Here is a 14,255-nt window from a genome sequence, read left to right on the forward strand (position 1 = left end):
TCGCTATGAGTGAAAATGCTAACTATGCGACTATGCGGTCCGTGGTGATCCAGGTCACTATTGCGTAAGTTTCGTTCATTGAGAGGTCCCCGATGCGCCGCTGGAGCCTGGCAGGGCAGATGTTGCTCCTGCAACTGCTCGTGGTCACCGTCACGCTGGCGGGCGCCACCACGCTCGTCTCCGTGCTGGCCGACCAGCTCGTCACCGCCGAGGCGGCGGGCGCGGCCAGAGCGGCGGCGGCCGCCGTGGCGGCCTCGCCGGATGTGCTGGCCGCTCTGGACGAGCCGTCCCCCACCACGCGGCTGCAGCCGTACGCCGACCGGGTGGAAGCCGAGTCGGGCGTCGACTTCGTCACCATCATGAAGCCCGACGGCACCCGCTACACGCACCCCAACCGCGCGGAGATCGGCAAGCGGTTCCTCGGCCACATCGACCGCGCGCTGCACGGCGAGACGTTCACGGAGACCTACACCGGCACGCTCGGCCCGTCCGTGCGGGCGGTCGCCCCGGTCCACGCGGGCGGCCCGAACGGCCCGATACGGGCGCTGGTCAGCGCGGGTATCAAGGTCGACAGAGTGAGCGCCAGGCTGCGCGGCCAGCTCGTCTGGACCGGGCTCATCGCCCTGCTCGGGCTCGCCCTCGGCGCCGTCGGCACGTGGCTGGTGACCGCCCGGCTCCGCAGGCAGACGCACGGGCTCGGCCCGGTCGAGCTGGGCCGCATCCACGAGCATCACGACGCGGTCCTGCACGCCGTACGGGAGGGGCTGCTGCTGGTCGGCAAGGACGGCACGCTGACGCTCTGCAACGACGCCGCGCGGCAACTGCTCGATCTGCCCGCCGACGCCGAAGGGCGGCACCTGGACGAGCTGGGCCTGTCGGGGGTGCTCGACACGGATCAGGAGCGCGTGCACCTGGTCGGCGACCGGGTGCTGGCCGTCAACGGCGCGGCCAGCCGGCTCGGCACCGTGGTGACCGTGCGGGATCACACCGAGCTGCAGGCACTCGCCGGGCAGCTGAACGCCGAGCGCGGGTTCGCCGACTCGCTCCGGTCGGCCGCCCACGAGTCGGCCAACAAGCTGCACACGGTCATCACGCTGGTGGAGCTGGGCCGTACCGAGCAGGCGGTGGCGTTCGGCACCGCCGAGCTGCGGGCGGCGCAGGAGCTCACCGACCGGGTGATGGGCGCGGTGCGCGAGCCGATCCTGGCCGCGCTGCTGCTGGGCAAGAGCGCCGAGGCGGCCGAGCGCGGCAGCGAACTGGTGATCAGCCAGGACAGCGAGCTGGACGACCTCGGCCTGGACCCCGGGGAGCTGGTGACGATCGTCGGCAACCTCATCGACAACGCGATCGACGCGGCCACCCGCGTCGAGGTGCTGCTGCGGGGCGGCCGTGACGGCTTCCTCATCCGGGTGGCCGACGACGGGCCCGGCCTGATCGCGCCCGACGCCTTCCGGAAGGGCTGGACCACCAAGGGCGACGGGCACGGGCTGGGGCTCGCGCTGGTCGGTCAGGCGGTGCGGCGGCTGGGCGGCACGATCGAGGTGGACGGCTCGGTGTTCACCGTACGGCTGCCCGTGCCGCGGCCCGTACCGGAGCCGGTCCGATGATCTCGGTGCTGGTGGTCGAGGACGAGGAGATCACCGCCGAGGCCAACCGCATCTACGTGGGCCGGGTGCCGGGCTTCGAGGTGGCGGGCGTGGTGCGGTCGGGCGGGGAGGCGCTGCGGTTCCTGCGGCGCACGCCGGTCGATCTCATCCTGCTCGACCTGTACCTGCCCGACATGCACGGGCTGGAGGTCTGCCGGGCCGTACGGGCGGGCGGGCTGCTGTGCGACGTGATCGCCGTCACCTCCGCGCGCGATCTGGCCATGGTGCGCAGGGCGGTGTCGCTGGGCATCTCCCAGTACCTGCTCAAGCCGTTCACCTTCGCGACACTTAACGAGAAGCTGACCGGCTATGCCCGGTTCAAGGAGGAGGCCGGCGAGATCGTCGGCCAGGGCGACGTGGACCGGGTGCTCGGCACCCTGCGCGGCCGCTCTGACCTGCAGAAAGGGCTGGCCCACGACACCCTCGACCTGGTCGCCGCCGAGCTGCGCCGCCAGCCCGCGGGGATGTCGGCGCAGGCTGTCGGGACGGCGGCCGGAGTCTCCAGGGTGACCGCCCGCAGATACCTGGAACACCTGGTGGAGCTGGGGGTGGCGGTCCGGATGCCACAGTACGGAGGGGTGGGCCGTCCAGAGTTGCTCTACCGGATCCCCCCGGAAAGTTAATGGGGGGGACGCTGCCAGTTCAATCCGCGCCTCTAGCTTCGGGAAGCAACCCGTTAGCACTGAGGAGTCACGTTGCGAGTCCTGGCCGTTGTTCCCGCCCGCGGAGGTTCCGCAGGCGTTCCCCTGAAGAACCTCGCGCCGGTCGGCGGTATTCCCCTGGTCACCCGTGCCGTGCGCGCTTCGCTGCGCAGCGAGCTGATCGACCGGGTCGTGGTCAGCACCGACCACGCGGGGATCGCCGAAGCCGCCAAGGAGGCGGGCGCGCTCGTCGTGGACCGTCCCGAGGAGCTCAGCGGCGCGACCGCCTCCAGCGAGTCGGCGGTGTTGCACGCGCTCGACGCGCTCGACGAGGACCCCGAGGTGGTCGTCCTCGTGCAGTGCACCAGCGCGTTCATCGACTCCGCCGACCTGTCGGCGGCCGTGCGCAAGGTTCTTGACGGCGAGGCCGACACGGTCGTGTCCGGCCTGCCCACGCACGAGTTCCTCTGGACCGCCGCCGGCGGCGGGATCAACCACGACCCCGCGGTCAGGCAGCGCAGGCAGGACCGCGAGCCGCAGTTCCGCGAGAACGGCGCCTTCTACGTCATGCGCACCTCCGGGCTGCGCGAGCACGGCCACCGCTTCTTCGGCACCGTCGCCGTACAGCCGGTGCCCGCGCGCCACGCGATCGAGATCGACGACCCCGAGGACCTGGAGCTGGCCCGCGCGCTGGCCCCGTTCGTGGACGTACCCGAGCCGATCGACGTCGACGCGGTCATCACCGACTTCGACGGCGTCCACACCGACGACCGCGCCTACGTCGACTCCGACGGCCGCGAGATGGTGCTGGTCAGCCGCTCCGACGGAATGGGCATCGCGCTGCTGCGCCGGTCCGGGGTGAAGGTGCTGGTCATGTCGACCGAGCACAACCCGGTGGTGGCGGCCCGCGCCCGCAAGCTGGGCGTGCCCGTGCTGCAGGGGATCGCCGAGAAGCGGGTCGTGCTGCGCGACTGGCTGACGATCGAGGGCCTGGACCCGGCCCGTGTCGCCTACGTGGGCAACGACGTCAACGACCTGGGCCCGATGGCCGAGGTGGGCTGGCCGATCGCGGTGCCCGACGCGCACCCGCGGGTGCGGGCGGCCGCCAGGGTCGTGCTGTCCAAGATGGGCGGCGACGGAGCCGTACGCGAGCTGTGCGACAGGGTCGTGGCGGCCCGGCCCGAGACGCCCGCGCCCGAGGTCAAGCGGCGTCCCAGGTTCGGCCCGGTGGCGGTCGGCGAGGTGCTGGTCGGCGACGGCGAGCCCGTCTACGTCATCGGCGAGATCGGCATCAACCACAACGGCGACCTCGACCTCGCGCGCCGGCTCATCGACGTGGCGGCCGACGCGGGCTGCCAGGCGGTGAAGTTCCAGAAGCGCACCCCGGCGATCTGCGTGCCCGAGGCGCAGAAGGGGCAGATCAGGCAGACGCCCTGGGGCGAGATGACCTACCTGGAGTACAAGGAGCGGACCGAGTTCGGCCACGACGAGTACCGCCAGATCGCCAAGTACTGCGACGAGCGCGGCCTGCACTGGTTCGCCTCGCCGTGGGACGTGCCCTCCATCGAGTTCCTGGAGGAGATGGACGTCGTGGCGCACAAGGTGGCCTCGGCCAGCGTCGCCGACCACGAGCTGCTCCGCGCCCTCGCGGCGACCGGTAAGCCGCTGATGCTGTCGACCGGCATGTCCACGCTCTCCGAGATCGACCAGGCCGTCGAGATCCTCGGCACCGAGAAGCTGATCATGATGCACGCCACCTCCACGTACCCCCTCCCGCCGGAGGAGGCGAACCTGCGCACGATCACCACCCTCAAGGAGCGCTACGGCGTGCCGGTCGGCTACTCCGGCCACGAGCGCGGCCTGCAGATCTCGCTGGCCGCGGTGACGCTCGGCGCGGTCTGCGTGGAGCGGCACATCACGCTCGACCGCACCATGTGGGGCTCCGACCACGCCGCGTCGCTGGAGCCCGCCGGCCTCGAACACCTGGTACGCGACATCCGGATCATCGAGCAGGCGATGGGTGACGGCGTCAAGCGCGTCTTCCCGGGCGAGGAGGCACCCAAGGCCCGCCTGCGCCGCGTCACCGTCTGACGAGCGCCATCTTGATCACTCTGTCCGTCATCGTCCCCGTGCGTGACGGCGAGCGTTTCATCGCCGACGCGCTCTCCTCGCTCGGCCGCAACGCCCGGCCCGACTTCGAGTTCATCGTGGTCGACGACGGGTCGGTGGACGCCACCGGCGACATCGTCGAGGACTTCCGCGCCGACCTGCCCGGTCTTGCCGTCCTGCGCAATCCGGCGCCGGTCGGCCTCGCGGACGCCCGCAACACGGGGCTGTCGGCCGCCTCGGGCCGGTACGTCACGTTCATGGACGGGGACGACTGGCTCGCCCCCGGCTACCTGCCCCAGCTCGTCGAGGCCATCGACGGGCTCGGCTGCGACTTCGTGCGTACCGACCACGTGCAGGTCGAGGGCCGCAAGCGGGTCGTGGGGGGGGCCCCCGCGGGGCGGCGGGGGGGGGGGGGGGGCCGCCCCCCCGCCGGGGGCGGGCCCCCCGGGGGGGGCCCCCCCCCCCCCCGGGGGGGGGGGGGGGGGGCGGCCCACGACCCCCGGGACGCGATCCTGCCCGCGAACGTGCGGACCATGGTCGACTACCCCTACGCGTGGGCCGGCGTCTACCGGCGCTCGCTGCACGACCTGCTGCACTTCCCCGGCTCCCTGCACACCGCGGAGGACCGCCCGTGGATCTGGCGGCTGCACCGGGAGGCGGCCACGTTCGCGGTGGTGTCGCTGGCCGGGGTGTTCTACCGGCGGATGGTGTCGGGGTCGCTCACGCGAGTGGGCGACGAGCGGCAACTGCACTTCTTCGACGCCTTCGAGCTGGTGTTCAAGGACCTTGAGGAGGAGTTCCTGCCGAAGGCCGTACGCAACTTCTGCGCGCTGCTCGCGCACCACCTGGAGATCGCCGACCGCTTCACCCCGCAGTTGCGCGCCCGCTTCGAGGAGCGCGGCGCGGAAATGGTACGAGCGCTGCCCACCGGCATGGTGGTGGACGCGGTGGCGCGCATGTCCGTGGACCGCGAGGCCACGCTGCGGGCGCTGCTGCCCGACCTCCCCCCAAGCCCCCACGTCCGGCTCCGCCGTGAACGGGAGGACTCATGACCACGGTCTTCTACGCCTCGACGCTGTTCGGGGCGATGTCGCTGGCGGCCGGGATCGACGACGGCCGGTTCGCCGAGGGACGCAGGGTCCTCATCGTGTCGAACAACGCGGCGACCCCCGAGGTGACCCTCCCCCTGGACCGGACGCCGGGCTTCGCGGTGCTGCGCTCCCGCTTCGACGTGATCCACTCGTGGAACGAGCTGATCGCGCCGCTGCACCCGTCGGAGTGGAAGGCCCGCGTCATCGAGGTGCCGATGATGGAGCGGCTGATCCGCTCCCAGCTCGCGCTCGAAGACGTGGACGAGCTGGTGCTGGAGTCGATCGCGGTGCCGCCCGCGCGGACGATCGCGGGGCTGGTGCGCGACTGCCCGATCACCGTCTACTCCGACGGCCTGATGAGCTACGGCCCGACGCGCGACCCGCTGCCCGCCGAGATCTTCCGCCGCATCACCCGCCTGCTGCACCTGGACCTCGTGCCGGGGCTGGAGCCGCTCTTACTGAGCGAGTACGGCGTGCCGGCCTCGCTCCTGCCGGACGAGGCGTTCCTGTCGGTGGTCCGGCAGGTGGCGACGACCGCGCCCGACATGCTGGCCGGGCAGGCGATGATCCTCGGGCAGTACCTGTCGGCGCTGGAGATCGTCACGCCGGAGGAGGAGGCGGCGCTGCACGAGTCGATGCTGCGCGGCCTGGTCGCCCGCGGCTACTCGACCGTGGTGTTCAAGCCGCACCCGGCGGCCGGCCGCAGGCACGCCCAGCTCCTCAGGGCCGCCGCCGAGCCGCTGAACGTGCGGCTGATGGTGGCCGATGAGAGCGTCCCCGCCGAGGTGTGCTTCTCGGCGCTCCGGCCCGAGCTGGTCGTGGGCTGCTTCTCGACCGGCCTGGTGACGGCCGGGCGGTTCTTCGGGCTGCCGGTGGCCTCGTACGGCACCGAGCTGGTGCTGGAGCGGCTGGCCCCGTACGAGAACAGCAACCGGGTGCCCGCCACGATCGTCGACGCGCTGCTGCCCCGCATGTCGGTGGACGGCACGATCGAGCCGGCGCCGCGCGGCTACCTGCGGGAGCTGGTGCGGGCGGTGGGCTACTGCATGCAGGCGGAGACGTATCCGGAGCTGCGGCCGGTGGACTTCGACTTCGACCCGCGCTACTTCAAGCGCAAGCGGCTGGAGACCCTCGACCTGACGGCCAAGCCCACCGCGCTGACACGGCTGCGCCGGAAGATCAAATCGGCCATCTGAGGGGCGGGCGGCGCCCCGCCCCCTCGGGGGCACTCCCTCAGGACAGCGCCCGCAAATACCGGCGCATCCGCCGCTTGGCCCGGTAGCCCGCACGCAGCACGGTGGGGTGCACCTCCAGGCGCATCCTGGCGCGGCGGCGGGCGGCGGCGTGCTCAGGCCCGTCGAGCAGCGACCTGGCCGGGACCCGGGGGCCGCCGGTCACCAAGCCACCCAGCAGGCCCGCCCAGTTGTTGCGGTCCACCGGGTGGAAGTAGTTGGCCGCGCACCACCCGGCGTCGGCGGCGCGGAAGCCACCCATGGCCAGCTCGTCGAGCGTGCCCAGCAGCCCGCTGCCCTCGAACACCAGGTTGATCATCTCCGCGCTCACGCCGAAGTCGCTCAGCACCAGCAGCGGCACATCCTGCGCGATGGCCTCCAGCGCCGCCGTCGAGCTGACCGTCACGAACCCGGCCGCCTGAGCGAGCTGGTCGTGCATCGAACCCGCCTCGAACACCACCCGCCCCGGCTCGCCCAGCTCGCGCCAGAGCCGCTGGTAGTGGTGCCGTTCGTTGTGCGTCTGCCGTTCGTCCTCCAGGGCGCGCAGCTTGACCACCACGTCCAGGTCCGGCCGGAAGGCGGCCAGCTCGGCCAGGGACAGCAGGACGCGTTCGCGATCCTCGCGCTCGCGCGGCACCTTGGCCTGGGTGGCGAACACCACCCGGTTCCCGCCGCCGCGCACGGCCCGCGGGCGCAGGAACGGCAGCCGGGCCAGCCCGACCGCCCCTCCCCCGCCGAGCTGGGCGGCGATCCCGGCGAACGCGGCGGCCTCCCGCTCGCTGTGCACCACGAACAGGTCGCAGCCGCTGCGGAACAGCCACGCCTTCTCCGTCGCGGGCACCGAGATGCCCGGCAGCCCGGTCACGAACACCGGCCGCGGCCGCAGCCCGGCGAACGCCTCGGCCACCAGCACGTCCACGACCGGCCCCGTACAGGCCACGATGATCGCGTCCGGCCGCGTACGTTCGGCCAGCCGCCGCAGCGCCCGCGCCGACATCAGCGGCGGCGTGGGACCTTCGCCCACGGCGGCGGCGATCTGCTCGGGCGACGGCGCGATCGGCGTACGCACCACCACGAGCTCCGTCACGCAGCCGGCAGGCAGGTCGCCGAGCAGGCAGGCCGCCCACTTCAGGTACGAATCGGAGTCGGCCACGGCCAGCACTCTCACGCGGTAACTCCAGTCGGATGCGGGTTGACGCAGGTCACCCGGTTGTTCCAGTCAGGTAGGGGTTGGCGCCGGTCACCCGGCCACACCGGTCAGATGCGAACGCAGGGCGGGGGCCGCCCTGCTGGTCCACCAATCGTCCGGTACGTCCACCGGCTCGACCGCGACGCCGCGCGGCGTGAGCAGCACCCGCAGCGAGGTGATCGCGGTGGACGGCAGGCTGAGCACCCGCTGGCTGGGGTCGAGGCCGCGCAGGGTCAGCTCGGCGGGCACGCCGGCGTCGTACACGGTGATCTCGGGCCGCTCGCGGATGAGCGCCACGTCCGCAGGGTCCTCGCGGCGGTGCGGGAAGTAGGCGAGCGGCTCCTCGGCGGCCAGGTCCGTCAGCCAGCTCAGGTAGCGGTCGCGGCGCACCAGCCCGTTCCTGACGAGGGAGGTGCCGAGCACGACGGTCCGCTCGACGGGTCCGGGCCCGCCCAGCGGCTGCTCGCGCAGCCAGCCGAAGTCGTGGCGGACCAGGTCGACGCCCACGGCGCGGACGGCCAGCGCCAGCTCGTCGGACACCGGCAGCGCGGTGAAGACCGACACCCGGCTCGCGCGCAGCCTGATCGCCGCCGCCAGCCCCAGCGCCGCACGCAGCTTCCCCGGCTGCGCCCGCGCCCGCAACAGCGGCTTGTACGGCCCAGCGGCCAGCAGTTCGAGCAGCCGGAGCGTGGCCAGCCCGTCGTCGACGATCACGATGCGCCCCGGATGGGAGACGAGCCAGCGGACCTGAACCCGGCCGGAGAAGGCATCGCCGACGGCGTGCGGCGAGCGCGGCATGCGCTCGCGCGGCTCGGCCAGCTCCAGCCCCTCGGGCAGCGCCAGGTCGGACAGCGCCCGGCGCGTGGCCTTCAGCGCCCGCAGCCCGGCGCGCGGGACGACGGCAGTGGCCGGCCCGAGCAGCCCAGCGCGGTGGGCCTCGATGGCGCACAGCATCTGGAGCGGGGACTCCACCCAGGCCGACGCCGGTTTGCCCACTCTGTTCTCCCCGCCCGGTGATGACCCATTCACGACCGCTTCAAGCTAGCCCGGCCGCCTTAAGTCGTCAGAAACGACACGTGAACAATGGAGACCATGAACTCTCTACTCCTCAACACGGACGGCGTACAGGTGCCGCAGCTCGGGTTCGGCGTCTGGCAGGTGCCGAGCGACGAGGCCGAGCGGGTCGTGACGACCGCTCTGGAGATCGGCTACCGCCACGTCGACACCGCCAGCGCCTACGAGAACGAGGAAGGCGTCGGCCGTGCCGTACGCGCCTCGGGGATCCCGCGCGAGAAGCTGTTCGTCACCACCAAGCTCTTCAACCCCGACCATGGCCGGGCCGAGGCGGCGTTCGACGAGAGCCTGTCGCGGCTCGGGCTCGACTACGTGGACCTCTATCTGATCCACTGGCCGTTGCCGAAGCACGGCACGTACGTACAGGCGTGGCGCGGCCTCGAGAAGATCTACCGTCAAGGGCGGGCGAAGGCGATCGGCGTGTCCAACTTCACCATCGAGACGCTCACCCGGGTTATCGACGAGGCCGACATCACGCCGTCCATCAACCAGATCGAGCTGCACCCGTACTTCCAGCAACGGCAACTGCGGGAGTTCCACGAGGCCAACGGCATCCTCACCGAGGCGTGGAGCCCGCTGGGGCAGGGCCAGGGCCTGCTCGGCGACCCGGCGCTGACCGTGCTGTCGGAGAAGTACGGCAAGACGCCCGCGCAGATCGTGCTGCGCTGGCACATCCAGCTGGGCAACGTGGTGATCCCCAAGTCGGTCACGCCGGCCCGGATCAAGGAGAACTTCGAGGTGTTCGACTTCGTCCTCGACACCGAGGACATGGCCGCGATCGGCGCCCTGAACACGGCGGACGGCCGCATCGGCCCCGATCCGGACACTTTCCACTGGATGGGTTGATTCCCTACGATCTCACCCCATGAAGGATCTCGCATGGGGCATCGCGGCCACGGGTGTCATCGCCAGGAAGGTCGGCGCGGTCATCGCGGCCGAGCCGGGGATGCGGGTGGCCGCCGTCGGCTCCCGCGACCTCGGCCGCGCGCGGGCGCTGGCCTCGGAACTGGGCGCCGAGTCGGCGCACGGCTCGTACGCGGAGCTGTGCGCCGACCCCGCCGTCGACGCGGTCTACGTGGCGACCCCGCACGCCCAGCACCTGGAGGTGGCCGAGGCGGCGATCGCGGCGGGCAAGGCGGTGTTGTGCGAGAAGCCGCTCGCCGCGTCCGTCGCCGACGCGGAGCGGATGGTCCGGCTCGCGCGCGAGGCCGGGGTCTTCCTGATGGAAGCGATGTGGATGCGGTTCAACCCGCTGATTCAGCGGGTGGCCGCCGATCCCCGGTTCGGGGACATCCGGTCGGTCCAGGCGTCGTTCGGCTTCACGTTGCCATACGACCCCGCGCACCGGCTGTGGGCGCCGGAGCTGGGCGGCGGGGCACTGCTCGACCTGGGCATCTACCCGTTCGGGCTGGCGCAGCTCCTGCTCGGGATGCCGGAACGGGCGCACATCACGGGCTCGCTGGCGCCCTCGGGCGTGGACGCGGAGGCGGGCGGGGTGCTGATCTATCCGGGCGGCAGACGGGCGCTGGTGGAGTGCTCGCTGCTGGGCCCGTACGCGAACGACGCCTACGTCGTGGGGACCGGCATGCGCGCGGACATCAAGGCGCCGTTCTGGGCCCCGGAGCGGGTCGTGCTGAGCGGGCCGTCGATGGAGACGGAGGAACTCGTGCTCGATCCGGCGGACAACGGATACGCCGGCGAACTCCGCGAAGTACGGTCCGCCATGGCCGAGGGCAGAACAGAATCCGCGATCATGCCTCTTGACGAAAGCCTTGCCATGATGGGGCTTCTGGCGGACTCGCGGGGGCAACTTTCCTGACCAGCGGTTTAGCCATTTGTAATCCCCTTGCCCCATGTATTACCTTGTACGACATCTGAGGTATACGTCCCTGTTTGTCCGGTTCGTTGCCTTGACCATCGCACAAGCATCACAGGATCGTCCTGTGACCGCTGAATCCGCCTCGTGCGGAACCGGGGACCCACGTCCTTTGGGGTGAATCGGCACGTCAGTCAGTGCCGTAGGGCAGCTTCCACGCCCGAACCCGTCAGCTAACCCGGTAAGCGGCATGGAAGCAAGGAGAAACCCCCTCGATGGCCATGAGTCGTCTTACCCGTACCCCCAAGCTGACCTTCGTTCAGGCCGCCCTCGGCGTGGCCGTCGCGGCCGCCGCCATCGGCGGGCAGCCCACCGCCCACGCGGAGACCGTCGGTTCCAGCACCCAGAAGCACGCCGCCGTCGCCGCGGATCACCCGGAGGCCAAGGTCCAGGCCAAGGCCAAGATCTCGGCCGCGCAGGTCCTGGCCCTGGCCAAGGCCCAGGTCGGCACCTCCGAGGACGCCGCAGGCGGCGGCACCAAGTTCCAGAAGTGGTACATGAACACCCCGCGCGCCCTGGAGACCGTCAAGCGTGACGGCGGCAGCAGGCGGGAGTACCTGAACGCGGCCTGGTGCTCGATGTTCGTCTCGTGGGTCGGCGCACAGACCGGCGCGCGCAGCATGGTCGGCTGGGACGCCTACACCGTCGAGCACGCCCGCTGGTTCGCCAAGAACCACCGCTGGGGCCAGGCCCCGAAGCCGGGCGCCGTGGTGTTCTTCTCGTGGAGCGGCAGCAAGAGCCTGGACGACATCCAGCATGTCGGGTTCGTCGTCAAGGACAACCACAACGGGACGATCTCCACGATCGAGGGCAACACCGGCAACGGCACGGTCGCCCAGCGCGTCCGGCCGACGTCCCAGGTGGTCGGCTACGGATACCCGAACTACACCGGCTGACGGCTGCTCCCCGAGTCCTCCGGTGCGTCTCCCCCGACCTCACCCGTAAGCCTCTCCTGTCGACGAGCGCGCGTCCTTTGGGCGCGCGCTCGTCGTACGTCTCGTGACAACCTCGGCCACCTGCTTCGGAACAGCCGAAAGGCCATCATGGCCGCCGTATCCCCCCAAGTTTGGGGATGTACGGGTCCGCCCGTCACCTCCAACACTGGCGGTGACCGGGCAACATGCCCGTTCTCGATACCGCAGGAGGGGACATGTCACCGACGACGCAGCAGGACAACTGGCGCTTCTGTAACAAGTGCTACACCCTTTGGTGGAACGGTCGCCCCGACAACGGGCACTGCCCCGCGGGTGGCGCCCATGAGGGGCACGGCAGCTGGAACTTCTACCTCCCGGCGAACCCCGCCGAGCACATCTGACGCAAGCCCGGGCCCCGCCCGGCCGATCTCCCCGCGACGCCACGGCTTCGCGGGGAGATCGGCATGTACGCCCCAGATCCGCCCCGCCCCTTCGAGCTGGTAAAGAATTCTGCGCACGTGTCGATTCGGGGCCCGACTGTTCGACGCGTTCGTGAGAGTGAAGGAGGCGGATTATGAAGTTCATGATCGTAGGGAAGGCCAACGAGGCGACCGAGGCCGGAGCACTGCCCAGCCAGGAGCTCGTCGACGCGATGGGCGTCTACAACGAGAGCCTGGCCAAGGCGGGGGTGCTGCTGGCCGCCGAGGGGCTGTATCCCAGCTCTCACGGCGCGCAGATCGCCTACACCAAGGATGGCAAGGCGACCGTGCTCGACGGGCCGTTCGCCGAGGCCAAGGAGTTGATCGCCGGGTTCTGGCTGATCCAGGTCAAGTCCCGGGAAGAGGCCATCGCGTGGGCGCTGCGGGTGCCTGTTCCCGGTGGGCATGAGGGGATCGGGCTGGACGTCTGGCAGGTGTTCGACGCGTCCGACCTGCCGGACGAGTCGATGAGCCCCGAGACGGCCGAGCGCGAGGCGGCCTTGCGGGAGCGCCTGATGGGATCCACCGAAGATTAGCCCGAATGCCGGGCGGCGCTCCCGGACTCGGCTTGCGTGACCCAGGTTGAGCTGGTCTTATAACCAGGTGATGGCTTCCGATACGCACCGGGCGATCGAGACGGTCTGGCGGATGGAAGCGGCGCGGCTCATCGCCGGCCTGACCGGGCTGGTCCGCGACCTCGGTCTGGCCGAGGAGCTGGCCCAGGACGCGCTGGTCGCGGCGCTGGAGCAGTGGCCGGAGTCAGGCGTGCCGGGCAATCCCGGAGCCTGGCTCATGACCGTCGCCAAGCGCCGCGCCATCGACCTGCTGCGCCGCCAGGAACGCTACGCGCGCAAGCTCACCGAGATCGGCCGCGAGCGGTCCGAGCCGGGCGCCGAGGAGGAGCTGCCCGGCATAGACGAGATCGAGGACGACCTGCTGCGGCTGGTGTTCACGGCGTGCCATCCGGTGCTGTCCACCGAGGCGCGGGTGGCGCTCACGCTGCGAGTGCTCGGCGGGCTGACCACCGACGAGATCGCCAGGGCGTTCCTGGTCCCGGAGCCGACGATGGCGCAGCGGATCGTCCGCGCCAAGCGGACGCTGGCCGACAAGCAGGTGCCGTTCGAGGTGCCGCAGGGCGAGGAGCTCGCCGGACGCCTGTCGTCCGTCCTGGAGGTCATCTACCTGATCTTCAACGAGGGCTACTCTGCCACGGCCGGTGACGACTGGATGCGGCCGGGGCTCTGCGAGGACGCGCTGCGACTCGGCCGGGTGCTGGCCGGGCTGATGCCCAAGGAGCCCGAGGTGCACGGCCTGGTCGCGCTGATGGAGATTCAGGCCTCGCGCGCGGCGGCCCGGGTGGGCCCCTCCGGCGAGCCGATCCTGCTGCTGGAACAGCACAGGGGCCGCTGGGACCGCCTGCTCATCCGCCGTGGCCTGGAGGCGCTCCAGCAGGCCGAGGACCTCGGTGGCGACCTCGGCCCGTACGTGCTGCAGGCCGCCATCGCGGCCTGTCACGCGCGGGCGCTCACCGCCGAGGAGACCGACTGGCGGGCCATCGCCACGCTGTACGAGGCGCTCGCGCGGATGTCGCGATCGCCGGTCGTCGAGCTCAACCGGGCCGTCGCGCTCGCCATGGCGTACGGTCCGGCGGTCGGCCTGGAGCTGGTCGACCAGCTCGTCGACGAACCGGCGCTCAAGGGCTACCACCTGCTGCCGAGCGTACGCGGGGATCTGCTGGTCAAGCTGGGCCGGCCGGATGAGGCACGGGCCGAGTTCGAGCGGGCGGCGGCCATGACCCGCAACACCCGCGAACGCACCCTGCTACGGGAACGCGCCGCCGCCTGCTGACCGTCTCGAAGGGCGTGACTACGGGCACGACCACGAGAAAAGCCCGCAGTACGTGGGCGACATGCCCAGAAAGCAAACACAAACGAGTCCCTTGTGATGGGAGCGCTCCCAAACGGCTCTTTGCGCCCTTCATCACCAAAAATCCCTTTTGAAGAT

At 71.1% G+C, this 14,255-nt stretch carries 13 protein-coding genes and 1 riboswitch; of the genes, 11 read left to right on the plus strand and 2 right to left on the minus strand.

All coding sequences use genetic code 11. The features are described 5' to 3' along the window. The first annotated feature begins 92 nt into the window (after positions 1-92). The 5 genes from KLK06_RS43030 (at position 93) to KLK06_RS43050 (ending at position 6,683) form a co-directional block, all read left to right on the plus strand. Positions 93-1,607 carry an ATP-binding protein gene (locus KLK06_RS43030; protein ID WP_214641490.1) on the plus strand — a complete coding sequence of 505 codons (1,515 nt, stop codon included), beginning with the start codon at positions 93-95 and terminating at the stop codon, positions 1,605-1,607. Continuing rightward, the gene (locus KLK06_RS43035) at positions 1,604-2,269 is read left to right on the plus strand and encodes a response regulator (protein ID WP_214641491.1); all 666 of its coding nucleotides are present in this window, start codon (positions 1,604-1,606) and stop codon (positions 2,267-2,269) included. Before KLK06_RS43030 ends, KLK06_RS43035 begins: the two co-directional genes overlap by 4 nt. Before the next feature lie 72 nt (positions 2,270-2,341). Next, complete coding sequence (locus KLK06_RS43040; RefSeq protein ID WP_214641492.1) at positions 2,342-4,378, plus strand: N-acetylneuraminate synthase family protein; 2,037 nt, start codon at positions 2,342-2,344, stop codon at positions 4,376-4,378. Between the two features lie 11 nt (positions 4,379-4,389). Then, on the plus strand, positions 4,390-5,448 hold the full coding sequence (locus KLK06_RS43045) for a glycosyltransferase family 2 protein (protein ID WP_214641493.1): 1,059 nt from the start codon (positions 4,390-4,392) through the stop codon (positions 5,446-5,448). Beyond that, the gene (locus KLK06_RS43050; protein ID WP_214641494.1) at positions 5,445-6,683 is read left to right on the plus strand and encodes an alpha-2,8-polysialyltransferase family protein; all 1,239 of its coding nucleotides are present in this window, start codon (positions 5,445-5,447) and stop codon (positions 6,681-6,683) included. Before KLK06_RS43045 ends, KLK06_RS43050 begins: the two co-directional genes overlap by 4 nt. Positions 6,684-6,720: 37 nt before the next feature. Here KLK06_RS43050 and KLK06_RS43055 read toward each other — a convergent pair whose 3' ends face one another. Beyond that, a complete protein-coding gene (locus tag KLK06_RS43055; RefSeq protein ID WP_214641495.1) occupies positions 6,721-7,887 on the minus strand; it encodes a DUF6716 putative glycosyltransferase in 1,167 nt (388 codons plus the stop codon). 72 nt (positions 7,888-7,959) lie between these two features. Continuing rightward, positions 7,960-8,904, minus strand: coding sequence for a hypothetical protein (locus KLK06_RS43060; protein ID WP_308168707.1), 945 nt, complete (start codon positions 8,902-8,904; stop codon positions 7,960-7,962). Between the two features lie 96 nt (positions 8,905-9,000). Here KLK06_RS43060 and KLK06_RS43065 point away from each other — a divergent pair, with 96 nt between their 5' ends. The 6 genes from KLK06_RS43065 (at position 9,001) to KLK06_RS43090 (ending at position 14,099) form a co-directional block, all read left to right on the plus strand. Continuing rightward, positions 9,001-9,828 (plus strand): aldo/keto reductase, encoded by an 828-nt coding sequence (locus KLK06_RS43065; protein WP_214641497.1) that lies wholly within the window; start codon positions 9,001-9,003, stop codon positions 9,826-9,828. A gap of 19 nt (positions 9,829-9,847) precedes the next feature. Beyond that, positions 9,848-10,801: a Gfo/Idh/MocA family protein gene (locus tag KLK06_RS43070; protein WP_214641498.1), complete on the plus strand. Its 954-nt coding sequence runs from the start codon at positions 9,848-9,850 to the stop codon at positions 10,799-10,801. A gap of 119 nt (positions 10,802-10,920) precedes the next feature. After that, positions 10,921-11,061, plus strand: a riboswitch (cyclic di-AMP (ydaO/yuaA leader). A 12-nt stretch (positions 11,062-11,073) separates the two neighbouring features. Further along, the gene (locus KLK06_RS43075) at positions 11,074-11,754 is read left to right on the plus strand and encodes a CHAP domain-containing protein (protein ID WP_214641499.1); all 681 of its coding nucleotides are present in this window, start codon (positions 11,074-11,076) and stop codon (positions 11,752-11,754) included. Positions 11,755-12,008: 254 nt separating this feature from the next. Next, positions 12,009-12,173 (plus strand): hypothetical protein, encoded by a 165-nt coding sequence (locus tag KLK06_RS43080; RefSeq protein WP_214641500.1) that lies wholly within the window; start codon positions 12,009-12,011, stop codon positions 12,171-12,173. A 173-nt stretch (positions 12,174-12,346) separates the two neighbouring features. Next, on the plus strand, positions 12,347-12,787 hold the full coding sequence (locus KLK06_RS43085; RefSeq protein WP_214641501.1) for a YciI family protein: 441 nt from the start codon (positions 12,347-12,349) through the stop codon (positions 12,785-12,787). A gap of 70 nt (positions 12,788-12,857) precedes the next feature. Beyond that, on the plus strand, positions 12,858-14,099 hold the full coding sequence (locus KLK06_RS43090; RefSeq protein ID WP_214641502.1) for an RNA polymerase sigma factor: 1,242 nt from the start codon (positions 12,858-12,860) through the stop codon (positions 14,097-14,099). Positions 14,100-14,255: the final 156 nt, after the last annotated feature.

It is taken from the genome of Nonomuraea sp. NEAU-A123 (assembly GCF_018603905.1).
Taxonomy (GTDB): Bacteria; Actinomycetota; Actinomycetes; order Streptosporangiales; family Streptosporangiaceae; genus Nonomuraea.